We start from the raw sequence: 21,741 nt of genomic DNA, 5'->3' as shown, positions 1-21,741 counted from the left end.
GTCTAAACCAATAGTTTACAAGGAGGAATCTTATGCTTGGAGCAATTATCGGAGACATTGTAGGATCTGTTTACAAATGGAACAATATCAAAACGAAGGATTTTCCTTTATTTCGTGAGGATTGTTTTTTCACAGATGATACTGTCATGACCTGCGCTGTTGCTGAGGCTATTATGAATGGTGGTCACCAGGATGACTTTATTGATGCTATGAAGAAATACGGCAAGTTGTATCCCGATGCGGGCTACGGTGCTCGGTTTAGTAGTTGGATCAATAGTGACAATCGTGAGCCTTATAATAGCTTTGGAAATGGATCTGCTATGCGTGTTTCTCCATGTGCTTGGGTCATGGACTGCGGTTTTTGTGCGAGAACTGGTATGACGCCATCAACTAGAGAGCTTGCACGACTTTCTGCAGAAGTCACCCATAATCATCCTGAAGGTATCAAGGGCGCTATGGCGACGTCTGATGCTATCTTTATGTGTCGGTATTACTTCGGAGGCTACTGTGGCGACTACGAGCAACCAATCAACGATAACCCTATAGAGTGTAAGAGACTCATAAAAGAGCATATAGAGCAGCAGTATGGGTATAACCTTTCTCAATCACTAGATGAAATTCGACCTACGTACCGTTTCAATGAAACGTGTCAGGATACGGTTCCTCAGGCCATCGTTGCTTTTCTAGAAAGTACAGATTTTGAAGATGCGATTCGAAATGCGATTTCTCTTGGTGGGGACAGCGACACTCTTGCAGCAATCACAGGAAGTATCGCCGAGGCAGCTTATGGAATTCCTGAGTGGATTAAGGATAAGGCCTTAAGCTATCTAGATGAGCCTTTGAAAGAGGTGCTTAGACGATGGGAAGAAACGGTTGTAATAAAATAATAGATAAGCGTTATGCGGACCGATACTGAATGACGGAGGGTTATCGATGGTTATATTGGAATTGTATCAAGGTGATTATCAAAAGGATTTAGTCGCGTTTGATTCTTTAGAAGAGGGAAGAGCCTTTGTAGCGCAAATCCCGGGATATACTTTAGAAAACGAAGATGGGTTTGAAGTGGAGTATGTGAAACCCAAACAATTGCCGGATTATATGGAAATTGTCTTCAACGGCAACAATGTCCCTTTATCTAGGTTTTCGTTTAATTCTGAGGAAAATGTGGACATTATTTGGAAAGAAATTTCGAATTTATCCGTTAAAAACGATAAAGTGGTCGAAGGAGCTACAAAAATCGATGCTTATGTCGTGAATAACGATGAAGTGAAAGCTTATGTCGAAGCACGAGAAGCAAACTTCCGTAAGGCAAAAGCTTTCTTAGAAAGCAAAGGGTATGAAGTTGACAGAAGCTTTTTCGGAAGTGAAGACGGCGAAGCGATTCTCTACGGAAAACGAGGCGCCGAAGATTGGCACTTCTTATGCCACTTAGACCCGCTTTTTGTAGAGATTGAAGATGTCGAAGAATATGTGAAAGAAGCGATGGAAGATATTCAATAGTCAACCAAAGTTTTTTGTGAGTGTATGCCACTGCTTTAGTAGACGGATTGAGCAGTAAAGAGAAACATCTAGCACTATCTAGCTTCTTAAGGAGAAATATCTATCATGAAAATGGAAATCGGGAAAACCTATCTTGTAAAAAAAGATATTTTTGGTTTAACAAAAGATGAACTTTGGACCTTAGTTGACAAGGGTTATCAGGCTTATTTTGGTGAACATAATTTCGTATTTGTCAATGATGATAAAGTGAAGGTATTTGCAGTTTTGAAAGATGGTTCAGAAGAAGATATGCAAATCTACCATCATCTGGATGACTATTTTGAAGAAGTTAATCGTGAGAATTTCTAAAGAATGTGAGAAGAAAGTTGTATCTGTGAGTTTTAAATTTTGCTTAGCCCCAATCTATCACTACCAAGTACAAGGAATTAATTTGGGGATAGACGTCCTTACAGTGGCTATTCCGATTATCAAAAAGATCTAGACTGAAACCAAGGTGAAAACCGTCTGGTTCAGTCTTTTTTTCTGTTAATGTAGTATAATAAAAGGTGTAGGAATTTAATTTTTTAATAGGATTATTCTAAGAACGAAAACATCTAGAAAGAGAAAAAATATGAAGCAATCACTTGAATTTTTAAGAGAAAGAATCACCGATAAGATGCCCTTAGAGGAAATGGTAGCAATCTTTGAAGACTTGTGTCGTGAACCTATTGAGGATGAGATGATTTTATTTGAAACAGGGACATTTACAGCTATATCTGATAAGCCAATGTTTCAACTATCCTTAGTAAGACAAGCCTCAAATGAAGATGAAGAGTTTTATCAGGTTCACCTCGATATTTTCTATGAAGCATGTCAAGAGAATGAAATATTTCATGAATCGATCTGGGATGAAGATTTAGAGGAAAATATCTTTGATTACATTAGAGCTTCAGAGGTGTTTGCCTATGCTAAAGAGCAGGAATACCAAGCGGTCAAAATTTATATGGACCAAACTTGAGATGGTTAGTTAAAGTAAGAAAATCTAATGACTGGAGAACAATAAATGAATAAAATTATGGTAATCATCAATCCAACATCTGGAGGTGAAAAAGCCTTGGATTATAAGGTGAAACTGGAGAATAAAGCTAGAGACTATTTTGAAGATGTGGAAATTAAAATTACGGAGAAAGCACAAGACGCCACAAACTTTGCTGAAGAAGCTTCTCGAGAGCATTATGATGCTGTTCTTGTTTTTGGTGGAGATGGGACCGTCAATGAAGTAATTTCTGGTATCGCTGAAAAAGACTATATTCCTAAACTGGCGATTATCCCAGGGGGAACTGGAAATCTCATTACGAAACTATTAGAAATCTCTCAGGATATTGATAGTGCTATTGACGAGCTTGATTTCAGTTCTACAAACAAGATTGATATTGGAAAATCAAATGGAAATTATTTTGGTTATATCTTTAGTATTGGCTCTTTGCCAGAAGCTATCCACAACGTTGGGATAGAAGATAAAACAAAGTTTGGTATGCTCGCCTATGCGATTAATACCATGAAGTCTGTGGTTACAGATCAAGCATTTAACATTAAAGTTGAGACTGATAATGGTAATTACATTGGCCCAGCCAGTCATGTTTTAGTTCTCCTCACAAATTATTTCGCTGACAAAAAAATCTTTGATGAAGACAAGGATGGTTATGCTAATATTTTGATTCTAAAAGATGCGTCAATTCTTACTAAATTGTCAGTTATCCCTGATTTATTAAAAGGGGATGTTGTCGTAAATGACAATATCGAGTATCTGAAAGCTCGACATATAAAAATCTCTTCAGATAGTGAATTGGAAACGGATGTTGATGGTGACAAATCCGATAATCTACCTGTAGAAATCAAGGTACTAGGTCAGCATATTGAGGTCTATTTTCAACCGAAAGAATAAGATTTTTAAACTTTGACAAGTCTTTTTAACGATATTTTTTAATAAAGGAAAGCCTATGAAAATTAAAAAAATTAGCAACTGTTAGTCTTTGCTCAACACTTCTTTTGACCTTATTAGCTTGTAGTCAAACTCAAAAGACTTCTGATAGTACTGCTGAAACTTCAGTGACTCAATCACAGTCGAATCAGGTTTCCTGGAAAGCAATTTATAGCAATTTGAACAATCAACCGAGTGCAGAAGAAGTTCGGAAAGCCTTGGCTGCACATTTGGATAAAGATAGTGTCGATGCATTTTTCAACCTTGTCAATGATTACAACGCGACTGTCGGTTCAGTAGGCTTAACTGGAGATTTTTCTACATTTACCAAAACAGACTATGATGTTGAAAAGATAAGCAATCTTTGGACGCCTAAAAAGGGTGATTTTGTCGGTACCAACTGTCGTATTAACAGTTATTGTTTATTAAAAAATTCTATCGAAATTCCTAAATTAGAGAAAGATGATTCTCTCTTGTTTGTTGATAATGATGCCATTGACAAAGGTAAGGTCTTTGATGCAGAAGACAAGGATGCTTTTGATATTTTATTCTCAAGAGTCAAGACCGAAGCAACGACAGATGTTAAGGTGCATGCTGCAAAGATGGAACAATTCCTTTCTCAATTCAAGTTTAATGAAAATGCAAGAATGCTCTCCGTAGTCGTCCATGATGACTTGGATGGTCAATCTCTCTTTATCGGCCATGTCGGTATTCTTGTACCAAGCGAGGATGGTCATCTCTTTGTCGAAAAGTTAACCTTTGAGGAGCCTTATCAAGCCATCAAATTTGTGACCAAGGAAGATTGTTACAAATATCTAGATACAAAATACGAAAACTATACAGGAGAAGGTCTAGCTAAGCCTTTTATTATGGACAATGATAAGTGGGTCTATTCCGATTATTAAAATGTTAATTAAGAAAACAATACTTTAATTCAAAAACAATTCAACTATACTATACATAGTAGTATTTTCATGTTAGAATAAATTCATTATTAAATTTTAATAGATTATATTTTTTTAAAGGGGGATTATAAATGAGTTTTGATGAAAAAAGAGTTTTACAATTCTATAAAGAGTTACCGGATGAAACAACATCAAGTTTTTCCAAATCAATAACAGATTTTGTAGTAGAAAATATCAACTTATTTTATAATAGAGAAATGATAGATTTCTTATATAAGAAAGTCAATAGTTCTACTAATGAAATTGATAATTTTCCTTATTTTTATACTCTCGTAGTCTTTTATAGGAGAATGAGAAGTAACACAGAGTTAAAAAAATTAATAGATAATAATGAAGAATTATATGGGAAAAAACCATTGTTTTTATTTACTAAAAGTTCTTATGAACTTAGTCGAAATAAGAAAGATTCATATGAGGCAGCATTAAAACTTGCAGAGGAATGTATAGATATAATTAACAATAAAGAAAATGATTATGATCCAGACTATCCTGGCTTCTATAATCATTATGCTTCAGTTGTTGCTGCTTATTTTGAACAAAATTATTCTATAAGTAACGAGCAAAAAAAATTAGCTTATGAATATATAAAAAAATGTTTGAAAAAGTATAATAGTGCAACTTATTATATAACGTTAGCTAGATTAGAGCTAATTGATAATAATTTTGAAGACTCTAATGCTCATATTCTCTATGCTATTGATATTGAAAATGATAGGGCAAGGATTCCGGAGTATAATGATTTACTATTAAAGGTTGAATACAAAAAAACAATTAATGAACTGACGCGTAAATCTAATCAAATAACGGATATTCTTAATGATAATAAGACAAATATTCTGGAGTATTTAGCTTTTTTCTCCGGAATAATAGCTTTTCTTATTAGTTCAGGAAATATTGCAGTAAACAATCCCGAAATTGCAATGAAATTAATATTACTTATGTTGGGAGCGTTATTAATTGGATTTTCAGCTTTTACTTTACTAATCCAAAATAACAATAAAAAAATTCTATCAGTAATTATCACAACGATTATTGGAATAATTTTAATAATACTTTCAAATTATTGGATAAATTAAATATGATTAAAATAAAATATATCGAATCTATAAAAGGGACGTCAAAAGAAAACGAAGATGTTGTGTCATTTAACGATAATTGTTGTTGGATTATTGATGGTGCAACAGATGTTTTTGATTCAACAAGTCAGATTGGAATTACAGTCTCTAAGTATGTAAATGAACTCTCAAATGAATTGCGTTTACTTTGTAATAATCAAAAAAACTTAGATGTAATTATGACTCAGGCTGTCTCCAATGTTACTTCTAAATATTTAAAATCTATAGATTTCTCAGAAGAATTTTTCGCAAAACTACCTACCTTTTCTTTCATAATTTGTAGACAACTTGGTTATAAATTTGAATATTTGCTTCTCGGTGATTGTTATCTTATTTTGAATGGAAAAACAATTACCGATAAAAGAATTACTGAATTTTCCAAAAATAATCAATTAAAACTATTAAATTCACTTTCAGTTAATACTAATATAGATTCAAAGGATAGGCTTGCTATTTTTAGAGAAACAAGATTGAAAGCTAATCAAAGTAATGGCTATCCTATCGGTTCAATGAGTCCCAAAAGTATAAGTTACGCTAAAAAAGGAATAATCCCTATAAACGAAGTTAAGACTTTTATGCTTATGACTGATGGTTATTTTAATTCATATAATTCTTCAAAATCTTTAGTTGAAAATTCAAGGAGTATTATTTCTAACAATCAAATTGATATAATATATGGGAAAAAAGATGACGCTAGTGTATTAGAAGGGATATTAATTTAAATGTTTTTAGATTTTAATAAAAAAAATATCAGATTTAATTTAATTGATACTAATTTCATTTCAATTTTTACTGAAAGTGAAACTAAGTATTTAGTTGATAAGTACTATGCAAATTCTTTTAATTCTGCTTCGCTACGATTAGAAAATATTGATTTCGATGATACTTCAAATTTTGTTACTATAAATCTTTCTAAAACAGATTTTTACTCGTTATTAACAAGTAATATTTTGTATAGTAAAGAAATTACAGTTGATAATAAAATAATAAATAGTAAAGTAAAAAATTTGAAAAATCAGGATGTTAATGATTTTAATGTTCTATCAAAAGAAAATTTTTCAAATAATTTAGCTATAAGTGTAATGATCGAGGACAAATTCTCTAAGAAAATACTGGTTAAACGAAGTTCGAAAGTGGTAATAGGTAATTCTCTTGTAAGTGTAGCTGTTACTGGAGCTGTAGACTATCTTGATATTTTAGATAAAAACCCTATATTTAAAAGTGTGAAAAGAGAACTTGAAGAAGAGTTAGGTATTGTTGTGAGTGGAAAGAATATAAATTTAGATGGGATTTATATTGGGCCTATCAAATTACAACCTATTGCATTATGTAGTGTTAAATTAGACGTTGCTTTTGAAGAACTAAATCTATGCGGAGAAGACACAGAATTTGAAGTGGATGAAATCCATCTTGTAACAGACCAAGAACTAGAAGAATATTTAGAATATCCGATGACAGAAGCTTCAAAATTTCAAATACAGATGCATATAAACCGTAATAATTAAATGGTTAAGAAGTTTAAATCTATATTTCAAATACGAAAACTATACAGGTGAAGGTCTAGCTAAACCATTTATTATGGATAATGATAAGTGGGTTCAATTCTAAAAGTAGTATTTTGGGGATGATTTGCCTAAAGAGTGGGATAAGAAGTTACCAACCGAATGATAGTTAAATTGATATGATTAGAGGATAGCAAGCATGGATGAATATACATTAAGAGTTGTAAAAATTGATAAGGAAGCTATTTTTGAGTTTATCTACGAAACTTTTATAGCGCAAGAACAAGAACTGCTGGACCTGTCGCCAGTAGATGTTATCAACGATTCTGCTATGGATTGGGACAAGGGAGAGTTTATCTTTGCAGCACACCTTCAGGAAAATAGTCTGGGAGAATTGAATCCTCTTCCCAAAGATATTGATATCCAAGAGTTGCTGAAAAAACTACCTGTTACAACAGATTCCGTTCTTGGGCAAAAGAGGACTTATAGAGATTTTTCATTCGGCCAATTAAAAAATAGTATAATAGTAGCAAATAAAATAGTTATAAGGAGACACAATGGATATTAAAGATTTTACAGAAAAAGAACAAGAAATGATTAAAAAGGGACTAACTTTCTCTAAGCTTAACGATAAGGAAACTGCCGATAAGATTATCGCCTTAATCCCTCAAGAATATATAAAACGTATACCTTTTTTCGTTAGAAAACATGCTATTACACGTACTGTCAAGAGAATCTCGCTTGAGTTCCCAGAATTATACGCAGTCGCTGAACAAGAAGGCCAGCTACCAGAAAAGGAAGCCCAAGAATTGCGACAAATTCTTACAGATATTTTCCAAGAAAAAATGAACAAGCATAAGATTAAGTAGTTTTTAATCATTGACTTAATCCTATACTTGCTCGTATTGAAATGATACTATATTATTCCCACATACTGTGTTGAGCTCTAACACCATAACTATCTATGGAACCATCTGAATTGAACTTGGCTTCAATCCTGTATCTTTTCCAGAGGTCGTAATCTGCCGTTTGAATGGTTAGGATGTAGTTTGAGTCAGTCTCAGCGACATTGTAATCAGCAGGATTGACTTCAAAGATATCGATTAATTTTCTTGTTTGAAAATCTTGGAGCTTGAGATTTGCTAAACTGACATGATTGATAGAAATTCCCTGCAATTGATGGGCATCCTTAGGCGTTCTATAGTAGGTAATGACACAGTTTTTGAGTTGATCAGTATCTTTGCCAGTAGGAGTAAGGATCATAAAACCATAGGACTGATCTTCACGCTTGATTTCGAGAAGCTGGCCGTAGTAGAAATGGTCGTTTTTTGGATTGGTGATAGGACTATTTGCACCTTTATCTTCGAAGGTGAAACCTTGCTCTAAAAGCTCGGAAGCCTTGCTCTCCCCGATAATGACAGTGGTATCTTGAATGGTTACTGGAACAGGTTGAGCTGGAAGACCACTCATCATCATGCAAAACATAAAAACATAACTCGTTAAAAAGGCTGTCCCGACAAAAGCGTTGGTTGATGCATAAGCATGACTGTTATGAAAGTTTTTTCTTATAGCTAGTACAATAAATTTACCAATACTTTTTAAAACCATACTAACAAGTACGATAAAAAATTGTTTTTTCAAACATTCATAAATTGCTTGCGGAAAGCTATTGCCATGATAGTAGAAGCCAGCCAATACCAGTAGATTTACGATTAAATAGATCAGCAAGAACCAATGAATCTCTTTAAGGGCATTAGCATCTGTGATTTCTTCATAGTCAACGTGAATTCTACCTTGAATGGCATGGCCGAGTTTATAGATCCATTTTGGGACATCTTTCCCTTGTCTGACCGCAACTACAAGTCTGATATAGAGATAGATAGTAAAGGACAAGGATAGAAAGAAAAGAGCATAAAAACCCAAAACAATACTAGTGAACATTACTATTTCCCCCTATTTAACATTCAATAAAACAATTTCTTAGCTCCATTATAGCATTTTCTATAGAAATAGAGCTAAAAACATCAGTATTATCCTACAAGATTCAAAGGAGAAAAATCATGGGAATAATTGCCAATTATCAATATTTATCAGACAATGAATTAGAACAAATAAAAGGTCTTTCCAATCAAGAAGATGACCTGTTAGATTTTGCAGAGGATTCCGCTGATAGTCATGATATCTTACTAGATATTGACAAAATGTGGGATGCTCTTCTCTTTGTCATGACAGGATTTAGTAGTTCAGAATTTTTGGATGACAATCCCTTGAGAGAAGCGGTTTTAGGAGTGACTCCTCTAGAGGATGTATCTGAATATATGGCCTATACTGAAAAAAACAAGATAGCTGAGATCGTAGAAGCTTTAGAAAGTTTTGACATGGACAGAGCTATGGCTAACTTTAGTATGGAAGCTTGTAAAAAAGCAGACTTGTATCCTGATATTTGGGATTATCTTGAGGAAGAGGAAGAAATCAAGGATGATATTTTAACCTGCTTTGTCAAAATGAAAGACTTTTACAAAAAGATTCTGGAGCTCAATGGAAATGTCCTAGTTACTATTTGTTAAGATTTTATGTCATCCATTAGGAAGGTGGCCAGATGAATCCATATTTACAAGAATATATCACCCGGACAAGGGAATACCATGCTAAAGATGGAAATCCTTCAAGTGTTGCAGCCCTTTATGATTTGGCTGATGAATTAGCTAAGTCTGAGGATTTAGAGGCGAAGAAAGTCTTAGTTGACCTCTATGAACAATTGGGTCTCTACACCAGTGCCTATAGCTTATTTACCGAAATCTTAGACAAACCTGATCGAAAACAGATAAAGAAACTGAGCCGTTTACAAGAAATGAGTCAGAGTCATGGCGATCGTTTTGCTCTTCCTCGTCCTCTAAGAAAAGAAGAGAAGAAGCAAAGACAGAAGCTATTACAGTCTTTGCCACATTTTATCTATCATCCAGACCCTTTAGCTACAGGTTCATTTGTTGAAGGAGAAGCCAAGCCTTGTCCATCTTGTGAGAAAGAAAGCAATGTTTATTATGCTCTTAGACCCTATAGTATTGAAGAGATAGAACATCTCTGCCCAACTTGCATTGCAAACGGTCAAGCAGCCAAGAAATTCGATGCGGAATTTATTCAAGATGCTGAGTGGCAAGGTGAATTTGATCCAGAAAAGAATCAGCTGCTTTTTTGCCAGACTCCAGGCTACATAAGTTGGCAGGGAGAACATTGGTTATCTTGTTGCCAAGACTATTGTGCTTACTTGGGTACAGTTGGAACTCGTGAATTAAAGGATATGGGAATCGCTGAGCAAGTCTTGGCAGACTATGAAGCGCGTGAAGAATATCAAGAGGTAGAAGATTACTTGGTTAAAGACGGGCCTATCTGTGGCTATTTGTTTAGATGTCTACATTGTCAAAAATACCAGATCTGGGTTGATGCAGATTAAATCGGAATGTGATTCGCTATGAAAATTAAAGAGAAGACTATGGAAGAACTAGAATTATTCGAAGCTGCCTCCAAAGATTTATTTGATACTATGCAGGGATTTAAAGACAAGCTATCTGCTCAATTTTCCCTATTAGATAGTGATAACTGGCAGTATGATAAGGGATCGATAAAAGTTTGTAAGGCTGATGAGTCAGGATTCAAAAAAAGATGTAGAGTCGGAATCAGCTACAACTTGAAAGTCTCCCTATTAAACGAAGATGCCGAGCAAATCTGGTTACTGTTTAAAGACTGGTTCAATACTAGCAGATTGAGTCAAGTTGAAAGAAATCTTAATAATGAGGATTTGGGAAGATATGTTTTCTCAGCAAGTTCCCCTCTAGGTGACCAGGTAGATTGTTCGATTTATTTGCCTAATGAGTGGAATATCCCTCAGATTAGCTTTTCAGGCTATCTAACAGCTCGTTACAGAGCTTGTGATCTTGATAAATCGAAGAATAAGAAGGAGGTTTTTAGAGATGAGAAAGATTGATTGGGACAAGATAAAAACGCGCTTAGATGCCTTGCTGGTCATTGATGAGCATTTGACAGATCCGAGTGAGGATTGGCTCAGACTCGTGATTAAGACTGAGGAAGACTATGGACTCCGCTACCTTATTGACAATGGCTCTGGTGATTCTCTAGATGTGATTTTGACTGATAAAATGATCCTCATAAAAGGTTTTGATCATGAAAGTGGTTTAAGCCAGTTTGCTGCTGACGAGTGGGATCAAGACGTCATTGATGGTTTTTATAAAGGACTGGATGAGAAGTATCTCTCACTTTATTCAGAAGATCAAAAAGATGAAACAACCTTCTTTATCTGGTATGACAGTCACGCGCATCAACACACTTACCAAGATCAGGATGGCGGAGAATGGTTGCTTTCTCACCTTTTTGATAGCTTTGAGAGATTTCATGAGTTTGTGACTGACTATTATGAAATTACCGTAGATAAAGATTTACTTAGGAAACTCTACATGGATGGACAACTTTCAGACATAGAAGTAAAGCAATTAATCCAGGAGTGTTAAGAGAGGAATCATGAGAGTGAACTATAAAAATACCCCTGAAAACTATCGAGCTATGGCGGAAATAATCATCCCACCCTTGCTTGATTTACTCAAAAGTTTAACCTTGTTAGAAGAGGAGATTTTTGAGCGTAACAGAGCACTGGATAAGGAAAAAGAAGGCCTTGGCATCCCAGCAAATCAAATTCATCCCAAGTGGAATGAACTTATGGATGACTATTTTCAGAGGCAAATGCAACTTCTAACTGGACGAGTGACTAAAAATTACTTGGAAGGAGGAGTTCGAATTTCTTATAGCTCCCCAAGTGAGTATAACTATGTTAAAAGGAATGATTTTTCTGTAGATTTCATCATGACAAAGGCTGAAGAAGCAAGAGTCATCACCCATTATCAAGAAGCTTTAGAAATGAAGCATCAGTTTGTACTTAGATTGGTGGATGGAAATTGGCTACTTGATGAGAAATTTTACGGTTTTGAGGATGAGGAAACTTGGTATGGCGACTTACTTTGAGTAAGAGAGCTTTGCTTTCCAACTGATATGAGAAAAAGGAGAAGTCCTGTGAATTTTTTAAAAAATCTATTTGCTAGTAAGAAAGAAAAGTCAGCGAAGAAAAAACAACTGATCTTGTCCATGCCCCTTTTCAAAGGCAATCAAGCCTATTCTTTAGACCAAGTTGTTCAGGAACTGAAATCTCATTGGGGGCTTCAAGTTTCCGAAATTACTGGGGATGATTCTAGTGCAACCTTTGTGATTGATGGCGCTCTCGTTGGGATGGCTTTAATAGATTTACCCATCCCAAGTCAAGAATTTGAAGAATTGTATGCCTATTCTTACCTCTGGCAGGATGTTGAGAAGGAAACACAGGAGCACACACAACACGCCATTGTTTCTATTTTGTCTGACAATCTTTCGCCAGTAGAAACTTATTCCTTATTAACTAAAGTCAATGCCTCTATCCTAAAAACTAGTCAATCAGCTATTGGTATTTATCAGGGTTCTACCACCTTGCTCTTGCCCAAAGATCTTTATCTAGACCTAGCTGACCTTTTGAAAGAAGAAATGCTTCCCCTTCAACTCTGGATCTATATGGGGATTATCAATCAAAAAGATAAGACCAGCATTTACACTTATGGTTTGAAAGAGTTTGGAAAAACTGAGATTGAAATCATTGATTCTGTCATGGATAGCGATGACTTATATTATTTTCTCTTGTCTATTCTTCAGTATGTTTTAGGCAGTGATGTCACCTTGAAGGACGGTGAAACCATTGGTTTTTCAGAAGATCAAAAAATCAAAATCACTGAATCAAAAGCCGTCTATTTGGAAGGAAATTCCTTGAAATTAGATGTTTAAACCATGATTTATAATTGAGTGTCCTTCCTAGATTGGGGGTTTTATGAAGCGTGATATAAACAAGTATTATCTCTACCGATTTCTGGTCTATAGATTTGAAAAACTCTCTTGTAAGAACCCAAGTCTCAAGGAAATAAAACCAGAAAACAGAGAAAAAATCGTTTTAGAGGCTACTCGAACTAGTCAAAAGATTATTCTAGTCCTTGGAATTCTTTATGTTTTTCTAAATTCTGCTATGTTCATTTACCTAAGGCTCAATGATTTTCAAAATCCCTTTTTGACTTGGTTTACTGACTACATCGACTATTTAGGGGCACTGATAAACGGAGAATGGGGCGGTAGTTGGCGTCAAAAGAAAGCTAGTTTTTTGATGATTGCTCTAGTGGCTTTACCCATTGTGCTGATAGAAGGCGGCCCCTTCTTCTTGCTGGTTTTATTGATTGGGAATTGGGTACTAAAGAGAAAGATAAGATTTGTGAGAGAACATAAAGGAGTAGAGAGCCATGGCTAGAACGGCGATAATAGGTACTTTAATAGTTTTTGCAATCTTTAATCTGCTACTTGGTCTGGGCTTTTATCTCTTTCTAAAAAAGAGGAAGGAGAATGGGCAGTCATTGTACGAAACGCCTGTAAACCAACAAACTCGAACTGAAAAGCTGGGTCTAGGTGAGATTTTGGTCTACCTGTCCCTGATTGCTATTGCAGGAGTCTTTGCTTTTCAGACCTTAAATAGAGGTGGTGTGGGGAATTCTATTTTATCCAAAATGATCCTCCTACCTGCTCTAATGGCTCTTTTCAATGCAAGAAAAAGGACTGGAAAGTCTTTACTTGCCCTCCTTATAACTTTGATGGTCTTTCTGGTAGGAGTCATGTTTAATCTCACGATTGGTTTGCCACCTCAAGCACCAATTTTGCAAATTAATGAAAGTAAAATCATTTTAGGAGAAACTAAAGCCAGTGAGCTGATGGATGCTGGTTTTGACATCTATGTAAGACAGGGCGATGGTGGTAGCGACTACGAAGAGCTCCTGACAGATGGCAGTTTCCAAAAGTATCCTGGAGATAAAACAGTTACCATCGAAAAAGGCTTCAGGCTTGATAGCAATGCTGTTCCTTATGCTCCCTATCTCCTAGCAAAAGATGGCATAGTACTGGGCAGTATTTCCTTTTACGGTGCTGAGGACCATGATGTGGCTATAGAAGATTCTAAGGTTATTCAGGTTCGATTTAACAAGGACAGTATTGAGGCAGCGAAAAAACATTCTATTACTTTCAAATTAAATGAACTTGACTTGACTACACGACTGAAAGTTTCTCTTGTTCAAGAAACTTTAAAGAAGCATCTATGGTCAATTCCACCATCAAATACAAGTGATGTCACTCAACTATGGTATGGATTAAAGTGGTCCAGCAACAGTGATTCGCTATTTTGGAATGAGTACTATGGTCTCATCCGCCTAGATGAAAATTATATGATGACTGATTTTGAACTAGCTGTTCAAGTAGCACGAGATAAGTAGATAAGATTTTGAATAACTGACTATACTTATGATTCAACAAAGGAACTAATCAATTTAGTTCCTGTTTTTGTTTTTTGATTTCAATTTTAAACGGTTTCTTTTTATTGTTGAGTAATATTTCACGAACAAAAAAAGAAATTGTTTAAAAAAGTTTCACAAAATCCTTTACAAGCTCTTATAAACATGGTATAGTTATAAGGCTTAGAAAATGAGATGATGTTTTCTAGCAAATATAAACCCGAGTAAAAAATGCCTACGGACAGGCAGGGTTGAATGCCGAAGCGTGGTTGAAAGGCCACATTATTGATAGGGTTAAAAGCCTACTTTTATAAGTTGATGTTAGGACGCTTGTCCTAATTCATAAATTTTTAGTGTGGTGAAAGCACACGTCATCTTGTGAAACGATCAATAAAGTACGTAATATTTGCTACTAGAGAGTTAGGAAACATCAGGAACAGACATACTCAACAGAAACCAAAATACACACGTCAGAAGATTGCAGAGCAGGTGAAAACCTGCTCTTTTTTCATAAGTCAACCTTTAGTCGCCTTTATCTTCTTGAGGTGCTAAAAATACGGTAAAGGAGTATGTCTTGAAGAAGTTAGATCAAAACCAAGCCCCAATTTACGAGGCCTTGGTCAAGCTACGCAAGAAAAGGATTGTCCCCTTTGATGTGCCAGGTCACAAGCGTGGACGAGGAAATCCAGAACTTGTCGAACTGTTAGGAGAAAAATGTGTTGGCATTGATGTCAATTCGATGAAACCCTTGGATAATCTCGGCCATCCTATTTCGATTATTCGGGATGCGGAGGAATTAGCTGCGGATGCTTTTGGTGCAGCCCATGCCTTTCTGATGATTGGGGGAACAACCTCATCAGTTCAAACCATGATTCTTTCCACCTGTAAGGCTGGAGATAAGATTATTCTGCCACGAAATGTCCACAAATCTGCTATCAATGCGCTGGTTCTATGTGGTGCCATTCCCATCTATATCGAGATGAGTGTAGATCCCAAAATCGGCATCGCATTAGGACTTGAAAATGACCGTGTGGCTCAAGCTATAAAGGATCATCCAGATGCCAAGGCTATCCTAATCAACAACCCTACTTACTATGGAATTTGTTCAGATCTCAAGGGATTGACGGAAATGGCTCATGAAGCTGGCATGTTTGTTTTAGTGGATGAAGCCCATGGAGCTCATCTACATTTCACAGATAAATTGCCACTATCTGCTATGGACGCTGGAGCGGATATGGCGGCGGTTTCTATGCATAAGTCTGGTGGGAGTTTGACCCAGAGCTCCATCCTTCTTATCGGGGAGCAGATGAATCCTGAGTACGTTCGTCAGATCATCAACCTGACCCAGTCTACATCTGCCTCTTACTTGTTGATGGCTAGTTTGGATATTTCTCGACGGAACTTAGCCCTTCGTGGCAAAGAGTCTTTTGAAAAGGTTATTGAACTATCTGAGTATGCTCGTCGTGAAATCAATGCTATCGGTGGTTATTATGCCTACTCAAAAGAGTTAATAGACGGTGTGTCAGTCTGTGATTTTGATGTAACCAAGCTGTCAGTTTACACTCAGGGAATTGGGCTAACAGGTATCGAAGTTTATGACCTCCTGCGAGACGAATATGATATTCAGATTGAGTTTGGGGATATTGGCAATATCTTGGCTTATATTTCCATCGGTGACCGCATCCAAGACATTGAACGTTTAGTTGGTGCTTTAGCTGATATCAAGAGACTCTACTCAAGGGATGGAAAAGATTTGATTGCTGGAGAATATATCCAGCCTGAGTTGGTACTGTCTCCTCAAGAAGCCTTCTATTCAGAGAGAAGAAGTTTGACCCTGGACCAGTCTGTTGGACAAGTCTGTGGGGAATTTGTCATGTGTTACCCTCCAGGCATTCCTATCTTGGCTCCTGGTGAACGCATTACACGTGAAATTGTAGACTATATCCAATTTGCCAAGGAACGTGGTTGCTCTCTCCAAGGGACGGAAGATCCAGAGGTCAATCGCATCAACGTCATTAAGAGAAAGGAGAACTAGATGGATTTATGGTTTTCTGAAGTTCATACTCCAGATGTGAAATTATCCCTAAGAACAGCCAAGCAACTCTACGCTGGTAAAAGTGAATGGCAGGATATCGAAGTTTTGGATACACCAGCTTTTGGGAAAATACTGATTTTAAACGGGCATGTTTTATTCTCAGATGCGGATGATTTTGTCTACAACGAAATGACGGTTCACGTTCCCATGGCTGTTCACCCAAATCCCAAGAAAGTATTGGTTATAGGGGGTGGTGACGGTGGTGTTGCCCAAGTATTAACCCTCTATCCTGAACTGGAGCAAATCGATATTGTGGAACCAGATGAAATGCTGGTTGAGGTTTGTCGTGAGTATTTCCCAGATTTTGCTGCAGGGCTAGATGACCCTCGTGTTACGATTTATTATCAAAATGGACTGCGATTTTTGAGAAACTGTGAGGATGATTACGATATCATTATCAACGATGCAACAGATCCATTTGGCCATACGGAAGGTCTCTTTACCAAGGAATTTTATGGTAATAGCTTCAGAGCTCTCAAAGAAGATGGTATCATGATCTATCAGCATGGGAGTCCCTTCTTTGACGAGGATGAGTCAGCTTGCCGAAGCATGCACCGTAAGGTCAATCAAGCATTTCCAATCAGCCGGGTCTATCAGGCCCATATTCCAACTAGCCCAGCTGGTTATTGGTTGTTTGGATTTGCATCTAAAAAATACCACCCTGTCAAAGATTTTGACAAGGAAGGCTGGAAAAAACGCCAGCTTTTCACAGAATACTACACTGCAAACTTACACGTGGGAGCCTTTATGTTGCCCAAGTATGTAGAGGACATTTTAGAAGAAGAGGAAGGGAAAAAATGAGTCGTTTATTAGTTATTGGATGTGGGGGCGTTGCCCAAGTTGCTATTTCAAAGATTTGCCAAGATAGCGAAACTTTTAAAGAGATTATGATTGCTAGCCGTACCAAGTCAAAATGCGATGACTTGAAGGCTAAATTAGAAGGTAAAACAAATACTAAGATTGAGACAGCTGCTCTTGATGCTGATAAGGTAGAAGAAGTGATTGCCTTGATTGAAAGCTACAAGCCAGAAGCTGTTTTGAACGTAGCTCTGCCTTATCAAGATTTAACCATCATGGATGCTTGTTTGGCGACAGGTGTCCACTATATCGACACGGCCAACTATGAGGCTGAGGACACAGAAGACCCAGAATGGCGCGCCATTTATGAAAAACGCTGCAAGGAACTTGGTTTTACAGCCTACTTTGACTACTCGTGGCAGTGGGCTTATCAGGAGAAATTTAAAGAAGCAGGCTTGACAGCTCTTCTTGGATCTGGTTTTGACCCAGGTGTGACTAGTGTCTTTTCAGCATATGCCCTCAAACACTATTTTGATGAAATCCACTATATCGACATTCTAGACTGTAATGGTGGTGACCACGGTTATCCATTTGCGACAAACTTTAACCCAGAAATCAATCTACGTGAGGTTTCTGCGCCAGGTTCTTACTGGGAAGATGGGAAATGGGTTGAAGTCGAAGCTATGTCTATCAAGCGTGAGTATGACTTCCCTCAAGTTGGACAGAAAGACATGTATCTCCTTCACCATGAAGAAATCGAATCACTTGCCAAAAACATTCCAGGTGTTAAACGCATTCGTTTCTTTATGACCTTTGGGCAATCTTATCTAACGCACATGAAATGCTTGGAAAACGTTGGTCTCCTTCGTACGGATGCTATTAACTTTAATGGACAAGACATTGTGCCAATCCAATTTTTGAAAGCCTTGCTTCCAGACCCTGCAAGCCTTGGCCCACGCACTGTTGGAAAGACCAATATCGGCTGTATCTTTACAGGTGTCAAAGACGGTGTTGAAAAGACCATCTATATCTACAATGTTTGCGACCATCAGGAATGTTACGCAGAAGTTGGGTCACAAGCAATTTCTTACACGACAGGCGTTCCAGCCATGATTGGTACCAAATTAGTGATGAACGGAACCTGGAAACAACCTGGAGTTTATAACCTTGAAGAATTGGATCCAGATCCATTCATGGAAGCTTTGAATGAGTATGGCTTGCCTTGGGTTGTGGTTGAAAATCCACAAATGGTGGACTAATGAAACTAGAACAAGTACCAACACCAGCTTATGTCATTGACTTGGCCAAGTTAGAAGCCAATTGCCGTATCCTACAATATGTACAAGAAGAGGCAGGATGCAAGGTTTTGCTCGCCCAGAAGGCTTATTCTCTCTACAAAACCTATCCCTTGATTAGCCAGTATCTATCTGGGACAACAGCTAGTGGACTCTATGAAGCGAAGTTAGCTAGAGAAGAGTTTCCGGGGGAAGTCCATGTATTCGCGCCTGCTTTCAAGGAATCAGATATGGAAGAGCTACTGCAAATATCTGATCATATTGTTTTTAACTCTGAGAAACAATTGCGTAAACATGGGCCTCGTTGTCGTGAGGCTGGTATTAGTGTAGGTCTACGTCTCAATCCTCAATGTTCAACACAGGGTGACCACGTGCTCTATGACCCTTGTGCACCAGGTTCACGTTTTGGTGTGACACTTGATAAAATTCCTAGTGATTTGTTGGATTTGGTGGACGGACTTCATTTTCATACTCTTTGTGAGCAAGGGGCAGATGATTTAGAGACAACTTTGAAAGCAGTAGAAGCGCAGTTTGGATCCTATTTGCATCAAGTTAAATGGCTCAATTTGGGTGGTGGACACCACATCACTAGAGAAGACTACGATGTAGATTTGCTGATTTCTGAAATCAAGCGTATCCGAGAAACTTACAATCTTGAAGTTTATATTGAGCCTGGTGAAGCCATTGCACTCAATGCAGGTTATCTAGCAACGGAGGTATTGGATATTGTCGAAAATGGTATGGAGATCTTGGTTTTAGATGCCTCTGCAACCTGCCATATGCCTGATGTACTTGAGATGCCCTATCGTCCACCTTTGAGAAATGGCTTTGAGCCACAGGAAAAAGCCCATACCTATAGACTTTCTTCCAATACCTGTCTGACGGGTGATGTGATAGGCGATTATAGCTTTGATAATCCAGTCCAAATCGGTGACAGACTCTATTTCGAAGATATGGCTATTTACTCATTTGTCAAAAATAATACCTTTAACGGTATTGGCTTGCCAAGTCTCTATCTTATGGACGAGCAGGGAGACTGCAGCTTAGTCAAAGCCTTCGGCTATCAAGACTTTAAAGGGAGATTATCATGATAGAAACTCCGAAAAAAGCAGGCTATCGTATGCCTGCAGAGTATGAACCCCATCATGGGACTCTCATGATATGGCCTACTCGACCAGGTTCTTGGCCATTTGAAGGCAAGGCCGCTAAAGCTGCTTTTAGCCAGATTATCAAAACGATTGCTCAAGGGGAAACAGTCTACCTTTTGGTGGAGCAAGACTATCTATCTGAAGCACAATCATATCTTGAAGACAAGGTTGTTTATCTAGATATTCAGACAAATGATGCCTGGGCGCGTGATACTGGTCCAACTATTCTCCTCAATGATCAAAGAGAAAAAATGGCAGTTGATTGGTCTTTCAATGCCTGGGGTGGGGCTGTAGATGGTCTCTACCAAGACTATAAAGCAGATAACCAAGTAGCCAGTCGTTTTGCTGAGGCCTTGGAGATGCCTATTTACGATGCCAAACCTTTTGTACTGGAAGGCGGTGCGATCCATAGCGATGGTCAAGGGACCATTCTTGTGACTGAAAGCTGCTTACTCAGTTCTGGACGCAATCCTCATCTCAGTAAAGAGGAAATCGAAAACACCTTATTAGAGTGCCTTGGCGCTGAAAAAGTTATCTGGCTGCCTTATGGTATTTATCAGGACGAAACCAATGAACACGTTGACAATGTTGCCGCTTTCGTTGGTCCTGCGGAGCTTGTCTTGGCTTGGACAGATGATCAAAATGATCCCCAATATGCCATGTCAGTAGCTGATTTAGAGCTTTTAGAGAAGGAAACGGATGCAAAAGGGCGTCCCTTCACCATTCATAAATTGCCTATCCCTGCAGTTCGACAAGTTGTAACCGAAGAGGATTTGCCAGGCTACATCTATGAAGAAGGGGAAGAAGAGCGTTATGCTGGTGAACGTCTTGCAGCTTCCTATGTCAATTTCTATATTGCCAACAAGGCTGTCTTAGTGCCCCAGTTTGAGGATGTAAACGACCAAGTGGCCTTAGATATTCTCAGTAAGTGTTTGCCAGACCGTAAAGTTGTCGGAATACCAGCCAGAGATATTCTCTTAGGTGGTGGCAATATCCACTGTATCACCCAACAAATCCCAGAATAGGAGAAAAAGATGAGAAATGTAAGAGTTGCAGCGATCCAGATGCAATGTGCTAAGGATGTGGAAACGAATATCCAAACAGCGGAACGTTTAGTTCGCCAAGCTGCAAAACAAGGCGCACAAATCATTCTCTTGCCGGAGCTGTTTGAACGTCCCTATTTCTGTCAGGAACGCCAGTATGACTACTACCAGTATGCCCAGTCGGTGACAGAAAATACAGCCATTCAGCATTTTAAAGGAATTGCCAAGGAGCTAAAGGTCGTTCTACCGATTAGTTTCTATGAAAAAGATGGCAATGTCTTGTATAACTCTATCGCTGTCATTGATGCTGATGGGGAAGTCCTGGGCGTTTATCGGAAGACCCACATACCAGATGACCATTATTATCAAGAAAAGTTTTATTTTACGCCTGGTAACACTGGTTTCAAAGTCTGGGATACGCGCTACGCTAAGATTGGGATTGGCATCTGTTGGGATCAATGGTTCCCTGAAACAGCGCGCTGTCTTGCGTTGAATGGGGCAGAATTGCTCTTTTACCCAACCGCTATCGGTTCAGAGCCAATTTTGGATACAGACAGTTGTGGTCACTGGCAACGTACTATGCAAGGGCACGCAGCAGCAAATATTGTCCCGGTCATTGCAGCCAATCGTTACGGTTTGGAAGAAGTCACTCCTAGTGAGGAAAATGGTGGACAAAGTTCCAGTCTTGACTTCTACGGTTCGTCCTTTATGACGGATAAAACAGGAGCTATTTTAGAGAAAGCTGAAAGACAAGGTGAAGCTGTTCTGTTAGCGACCTATGACCTTGTCAAGGGAGCAAGTGAACGTCTCAACTGGGGACTGTTTCGTGATAGAAGACCAGAAATGTACCAACGAATTACGGACTAGAAGGTAACTTTCATAATAAACTTTTAATATTCACGCCTGTC

The 21,741-nt window shown here is 37.8% G+C and carries 26 protein-coding genes; 25 read left to right on the top strand and 1 reads right to left on the bottom strand.

Features of this window, described 5'->3' with window-relative positions:
* The first annotated feature begins 32 nt into the window (after positions 1–32).
* The 11 genes from B7725_RS06245 to B7725_RS06195 all read left to right on the top strand — a co-directional run bounded on the left by B7725_RS06245 (position 33) and on the right by B7725_RS06195 (position 7,911).
* Entirely contained in the window at positions 33–887 is an 855-nt protein-coding gene (locus tag B7725_RS06245; protein ID WP_084875192.1) for an ADP-ribosylglycohydrolase family protein, read from the top strand.
* A gap of 46 nt (positions 888–933) precedes the next feature.
* Positions 934–1,500 (top strand): hypothetical protein, encoded by a 567-nt coding sequence (locus B7725_RS06240; protein ID WP_084875191.1) that lies wholly within the window; start codon positions 934–936, stop codon positions 1,498–1,500.
* A gap of 105 nt (positions 1,501–1,605) precedes the next feature.
* A complete protein-coding gene (locus B7725_RS06235) occupies positions 1,606–1,848 on the top strand; it encodes a hypothetical protein (RefSeq protein WP_000781504.1) in 243 nt (80 codons plus the stop codon).
* A 262-nt stretch (positions 1,849–2,110) separates the two neighbouring features.
* A complete protein-coding gene (locus tag B7725_RS06230; RefSeq protein ID WP_084875189.1) occupies positions 2,111–2,497 on the top strand; it encodes a hypothetical protein in 387 nt (128 codons plus the stop codon).
* 45 nt (positions 2,498–2,542) lie between these two features.
* Positions 2,543–3,424 carry a diacylglycerol/lipid kinase family protein gene (locus B7725_RS06225; protein WP_084875187.1) on the top strand — a complete coding sequence of 294 codons (882 nt, stop codon included), beginning with the start codon at positions 2,543–2,545 and terminating at the stop codon, positions 3,422–3,424.
* Positions 3,425–3,528: 104 nt separating this feature from the next.
* Positions 3,529–4,365: a DUF4300 family protein gene (locus B7725_RS06220; RefSeq protein ID WP_084875185.1), complete on the top strand. Its 837-nt coding sequence runs from the start codon at positions 3,529–3,531 to the stop codon at positions 4,363–4,365.
* A 131-nt stretch (positions 4,366–4,496) separates the two neighbouring features.
* On the top strand, positions 4,497–5,501 hold the full coding sequence (locus B7725_RS06215) for a hypothetical protein (protein WP_084854223.1): 1,005 nt from the start codon (positions 4,497–4,499) through the stop codon (positions 5,499–5,501).
* A gap of 2 nt (positions 5,502–5,503) precedes the next feature.
* The gene (locus tag B7725_RS06210) at positions 5,504–6,262 is read left to right on the top strand and encodes a hypothetical protein (protein WP_084854225.1); all 759 of its coding nucleotides are present in this window, start codon (positions 5,504–5,506) and stop codon (positions 6,260–6,262) included.
* Positions 6,263–7,045, top strand: coding sequence for an NUDIX hydrolase (locus B7725_RS06205; protein ID WP_084854227.1), 783 nt, complete (start codon positions 6,263–6,265; stop codon positions 7,043–7,045).
* A gap of 196 nt (positions 7,046–7,241) precedes the next feature.
* The gene (locus tag B7725_RS06200) at positions 7,242–7,610 is read left to right on the top strand and encodes a hypothetical protein (protein ID WP_084875183.1); all 369 of its coding nucleotides are present in this window, start codon (positions 7,242–7,244) and stop codon (positions 7,608–7,610) included.
* Positions 7,600–7,911, top strand: coding sequence for a hypothetical protein (locus B7725_RS06195; protein WP_084875181.1), 312 nt, complete (start codon positions 7,600–7,602; stop codon positions 7,909–7,911). The genes B7725_RS06200 and B7725_RS06195 overlap by 11 nt, the downstream gene beginning before the upstream one ends.
* 52 nt (positions 7,912–7,963) lie before the next feature.
* Here B7725_RS06195 and B7725_RS06190 read toward each other — a convergent pair whose 3' ends face one another.
* Positions 7,964–8,983 (bottom strand): hypothetical protein, encoded by a 1,020-nt coding sequence (locus tag B7725_RS06190; protein WP_000495209.1) that lies wholly within the window; start codon positions 8,981–8,983, stop codon positions 7,964–7,966.
* A 119-nt stretch (positions 8,984–9,102) separates the two neighbouring features.
* On the opposite strand from B7725_RS06190, the gene B7725_RS06185 reads away from it, so the two are divergent.
* The 14 genes from B7725_RS06185 to aguB all read left to right on the top strand — a co-directional run bounded on the left by B7725_RS06185 (position 9,103) and on the right by aguB (position 21,700).
* Entirely contained in the window at positions 9,103–9,609 is a 507-nt protein-coding gene (locus tag B7725_RS06185) for a YfbM family protein (RefSeq protein WP_084875180.1), read from the top strand.
* 32 nt (positions 9,610–9,641) lie between these two features.
* Positions 9,642–10,493: a CbrC family protein gene (locus B7725_RS06180; RefSeq protein WP_084875178.1), complete on the top strand. Its 852-nt coding sequence runs from the start codon at positions 9,642–9,644 to the stop codon at positions 10,491–10,493.
* Between the two features lie 18 nt (positions 10,494–10,511).
* Complete coding sequence (locus B7725_RS06175) at positions 10,512–11,024, top strand: hypothetical protein (protein WP_193431821.1); 513 nt, start codon at positions 10,512–10,514, stop codon at positions 11,022–11,024.
* Positions 11,011–11,565, top strand: coding sequence for a hypothetical protein (locus tag B7725_RS06170; protein WP_084875174.1), 555 nt, complete (start codon positions 11,011–11,013; stop codon positions 11,563–11,565). Before B7725_RS06175 ends, B7725_RS06170 begins: the two co-directional genes overlap by 14 nt.
* A 10-nt stretch (positions 11,566–11,575) precedes the next feature.
* Positions 11,576–12,073, top strand: a complete 498-nt coding sequence (locus tag B7725_RS06165) for a hypothetical protein (RefSeq protein WP_084875172.1) — start codon at positions 11,576–11,578, stop codon at positions 12,071–12,073.
* Between the two features lie 48 nt (positions 12,074–12,121).
* The gene (locus B7725_RS06160; protein ID WP_084875170.1) at positions 12,122–12,916 is read left to right on the top strand and encodes a DUF4261 domain-containing protein; all 795 of its coding nucleotides are present in this window, start codon (positions 12,122–12,124) and stop codon (positions 12,914–12,916) included.
* Between the two features lie 43 nt (positions 12,917–12,959).
* Entirely contained in the window at positions 12,960–13,427 is a 468-nt protein-coding gene (locus B7725_RS06155; protein WP_057489102.1) for a hypothetical protein, read from the top strand.
* The gene (locus B7725_RS06150) at positions 13,420–14,436 is read left to right on the top strand and encodes a hypothetical protein (protein WP_084875168.1); all 1,017 of its coding nucleotides are present in this window, start codon (positions 13,420–13,422) and stop codon (positions 14,434–14,436) included. The genes B7725_RS06155 and B7725_RS06150 overlap by 8 nt, the downstream gene beginning before the upstream one ends.
* Positions 14,437–15,028: 592 nt before the next feature.
* Complete coding sequence (locus B7725_RS06145) at positions 15,029–16,489, top strand: aminotransferase class I/II-fold pyridoxal phosphate-dependent enzyme (protein WP_084875166.1); 1,461 nt, start codon at positions 15,029–15,031, stop codon at positions 16,487–16,489.
* The gene (gene speE / locus B7725_RS06140; RefSeq protein WP_009730144.1) at positions 16,490–17,350 is read left to right on the top strand and encodes a polyamine aminopropyltransferase; all 861 of its coding nucleotides are present in this window, start codon (positions 16,490–16,492) and stop codon (positions 17,348–17,350) included.
* Entirely contained in the window at positions 17,347–18,606 is a 1,260-nt protein-coding gene (locus tag B7725_RS06135) for a saccharopine dehydrogenase family protein (RefSeq protein WP_084875164.1), read from the top strand. The genes speE and B7725_RS06135 overlap by 4 nt, the downstream gene beginning before the upstream one ends.
* Complete coding sequence (gene nspC / locus B7725_RS06130) at positions 18,606–19,733, top strand: carboxynorspermidine decarboxylase (protein ID WP_084875162.1); 1,128 nt, start codon at positions 18,606–18,608, stop codon at positions 19,731–19,733. Before B7725_RS06135 ends, nspC begins: the two co-directional genes overlap by 1 nt.
* Positions 19,730–20,815 (top strand): agmatine deiminase, encoded by a 1,086-nt coding sequence (gene aguA, locus B7725_RS06125; RefSeq protein ID WP_084875160.1) that lies wholly within the window; start codon positions 19,730–19,732, stop codon positions 20,813–20,815. The genes nspC and aguA overlap by 4 nt, the downstream gene beginning before the upstream one ends.
* Before the next feature lie 9 nt (positions 20,816–20,824).
* On the top strand, positions 20,825–21,700 hold the full coding sequence (gene aguB, locus B7725_RS06120) for an N-carbamoylputrescine amidase (RefSeq protein WP_084875158.1): 876 nt from the start codon (positions 20,825–20,827) through the stop codon (positions 21,698–21,700).
* Positions 21,701–21,741 lie beyond the last annotated feature (41 nt).

The organism is Streptococcus oralis subsp. tigurinus (assembly GCF_002096275.1).
In the GTDB taxonomy this organism is placed as follows: Bacteria; Bacillota; Bacilli; order Lactobacillales; family Streptococcaceae; genus Streptococcus; species Streptococcus oralis_CN.
The sequence above is the reverse complement of the archived record's forward strand: the minus strand, read 5'-3'. Positions and strand labels throughout refer to the sequence as shown.

Coding starts and splice junctions, on each gene's coding strand:
- B7725_RS06195 (WP_084875181.1), top strand. CDS start 7,600: ATGGATATTAAAGATTTTACAGAAAAAGAACAAGAAATGATTAAAAAG.
- B7725_RS06200 (WP_084875183.1), top strand. CDS start 7,242: ATGGATGAATATACATTAAGAGTTGTAAAAATTGATAAGGAAGCTATT.
- speE (WP_009730144.1), top strand. CDS start 16,490: ATGGATTTATGGTTTTCTGAAGTTCATACTCCAGATGTGAAATTATCC.
- B7725_RS06210 (WP_084854225.1), top strand. CDS start 5,504: ATGATTAAAATAAAATATATCGAATCTATAAAAGGGACGTCAAAAGAA.
- B7725_RS06180 (WP_084875178.1), top strand. CDS start 9,642: ATGAATCCATATTTACAAGAATATATCACCCGGACAAGGGAATACCAT.
- B7725_RS06165 (WP_084875172.1), top strand. CDS start 11,576: ATGAGAGTGAACTATAAAAATACCCCTGAAAACTATCGAGCTATGGCG.
- B7725_RS06190 (WP_000495209.1), bottom strand. CDS start 8,983: ATGTTCACTAGTATTGTTTTGGGTTTTTATGCTCTTTTCTTTCTATCC.
- B7725_RS06235 (WP_000781504.1), top strand. CDS start 1,606: ATGAAAATGGAAATCGGGAAAACCTATCTTGTAAAAAAAGATATTTTT.
- B7725_RS06230 (WP_084875189.1), top strand. CDS start 2,111: ATGAAGCAATCACTTGAATTTTTAAGAGAAAGAATCACCGATAAGATG.
- B7725_RS06135 (WP_084875164.1), top strand. CDS start 17,347: ATGAGTCGTTTATTAGTTATTGGATGTGGGGGCGTTGCCCAAGTTGCT.
- B7725_RS06205 (WP_084854227.1), top strand. CDS start 6,263: ATGTTTTTAGATTTTAATAAAAAAAATATCAGATTTAATTTAATTGAT.
- B7725_RS06215 (WP_084854223.1), top strand. CDS start 4,497: ATGAGTTTTGATGAAAAAAGAGTTTTACAATTCTATAAAGAGTTACCG.
- aguB (WP_084875158.1), top strand. CDS start 20,825: ATGAGAAATGTAAGAGTTGCAGCGATCCAGATGCAATGTGCTAAGGAT.
- B7725_RS06185 (WP_084875180.1), top strand. CDS start 9,103: ATGGGAATAATTGCCAATTATCAATATTTATCAGACAATGAATTAGAA.
- B7725_RS06245 (WP_084875192.1), top strand. CDS start 33: ATGCTTGGAGCAATTATCGGAGACATTGTAGGATCTGTTTACAAATGG.
- B7725_RS06150 (WP_084875168.1), top strand. CDS start 13,420: ATGGCTAGAACGGCGATAATAGGTACTTTAATAGTTTTTGCAATCTTT.
- nspC (WP_084875162.1), top strand. CDS start 18,606: ATGAAACTAGAACAAGTACCAACACCAGCTTATGTCATTGACTTGGCC.
- B7725_RS06170 (WP_084875174.1), top strand. CDS start 11,011: ATGAGAAAGATTGATTGGGACAAGATAAAAACGCGCTTAGATGCCTTG.
- B7725_RS06155 (WP_057489102.1), top strand. CDS start 12,960: ATGAAGCGTGATATAAACAAGTATTATCTCTACCGATTTCTGGTCTAT.
- aguA (WP_084875160.1), top strand. CDS start 19,730: ATGATAGAAACTCCGAAAAAAGCAGGCTATCGTATGCCTGCAGAGTAT.
- B7725_RS06240 (WP_084875191.1), top strand. CDS start 934: ATGGTTATATTGGAATTGTATCAAGGTGATTATCAAAAGGATTTAGTC.
- B7725_RS06175 (WP_193431821.1), top strand. CDS start 10,512: ATGAAAATTAAAGAGAAGACTATGGAAGAACTAGAATTATTCGAAGCT.
- B7725_RS06225 (WP_084875187.1), top strand. CDS start 2,543: ATGAATAAAATTATGGTAATCATCAATCCAACATCTGGAGGTGAAAAA.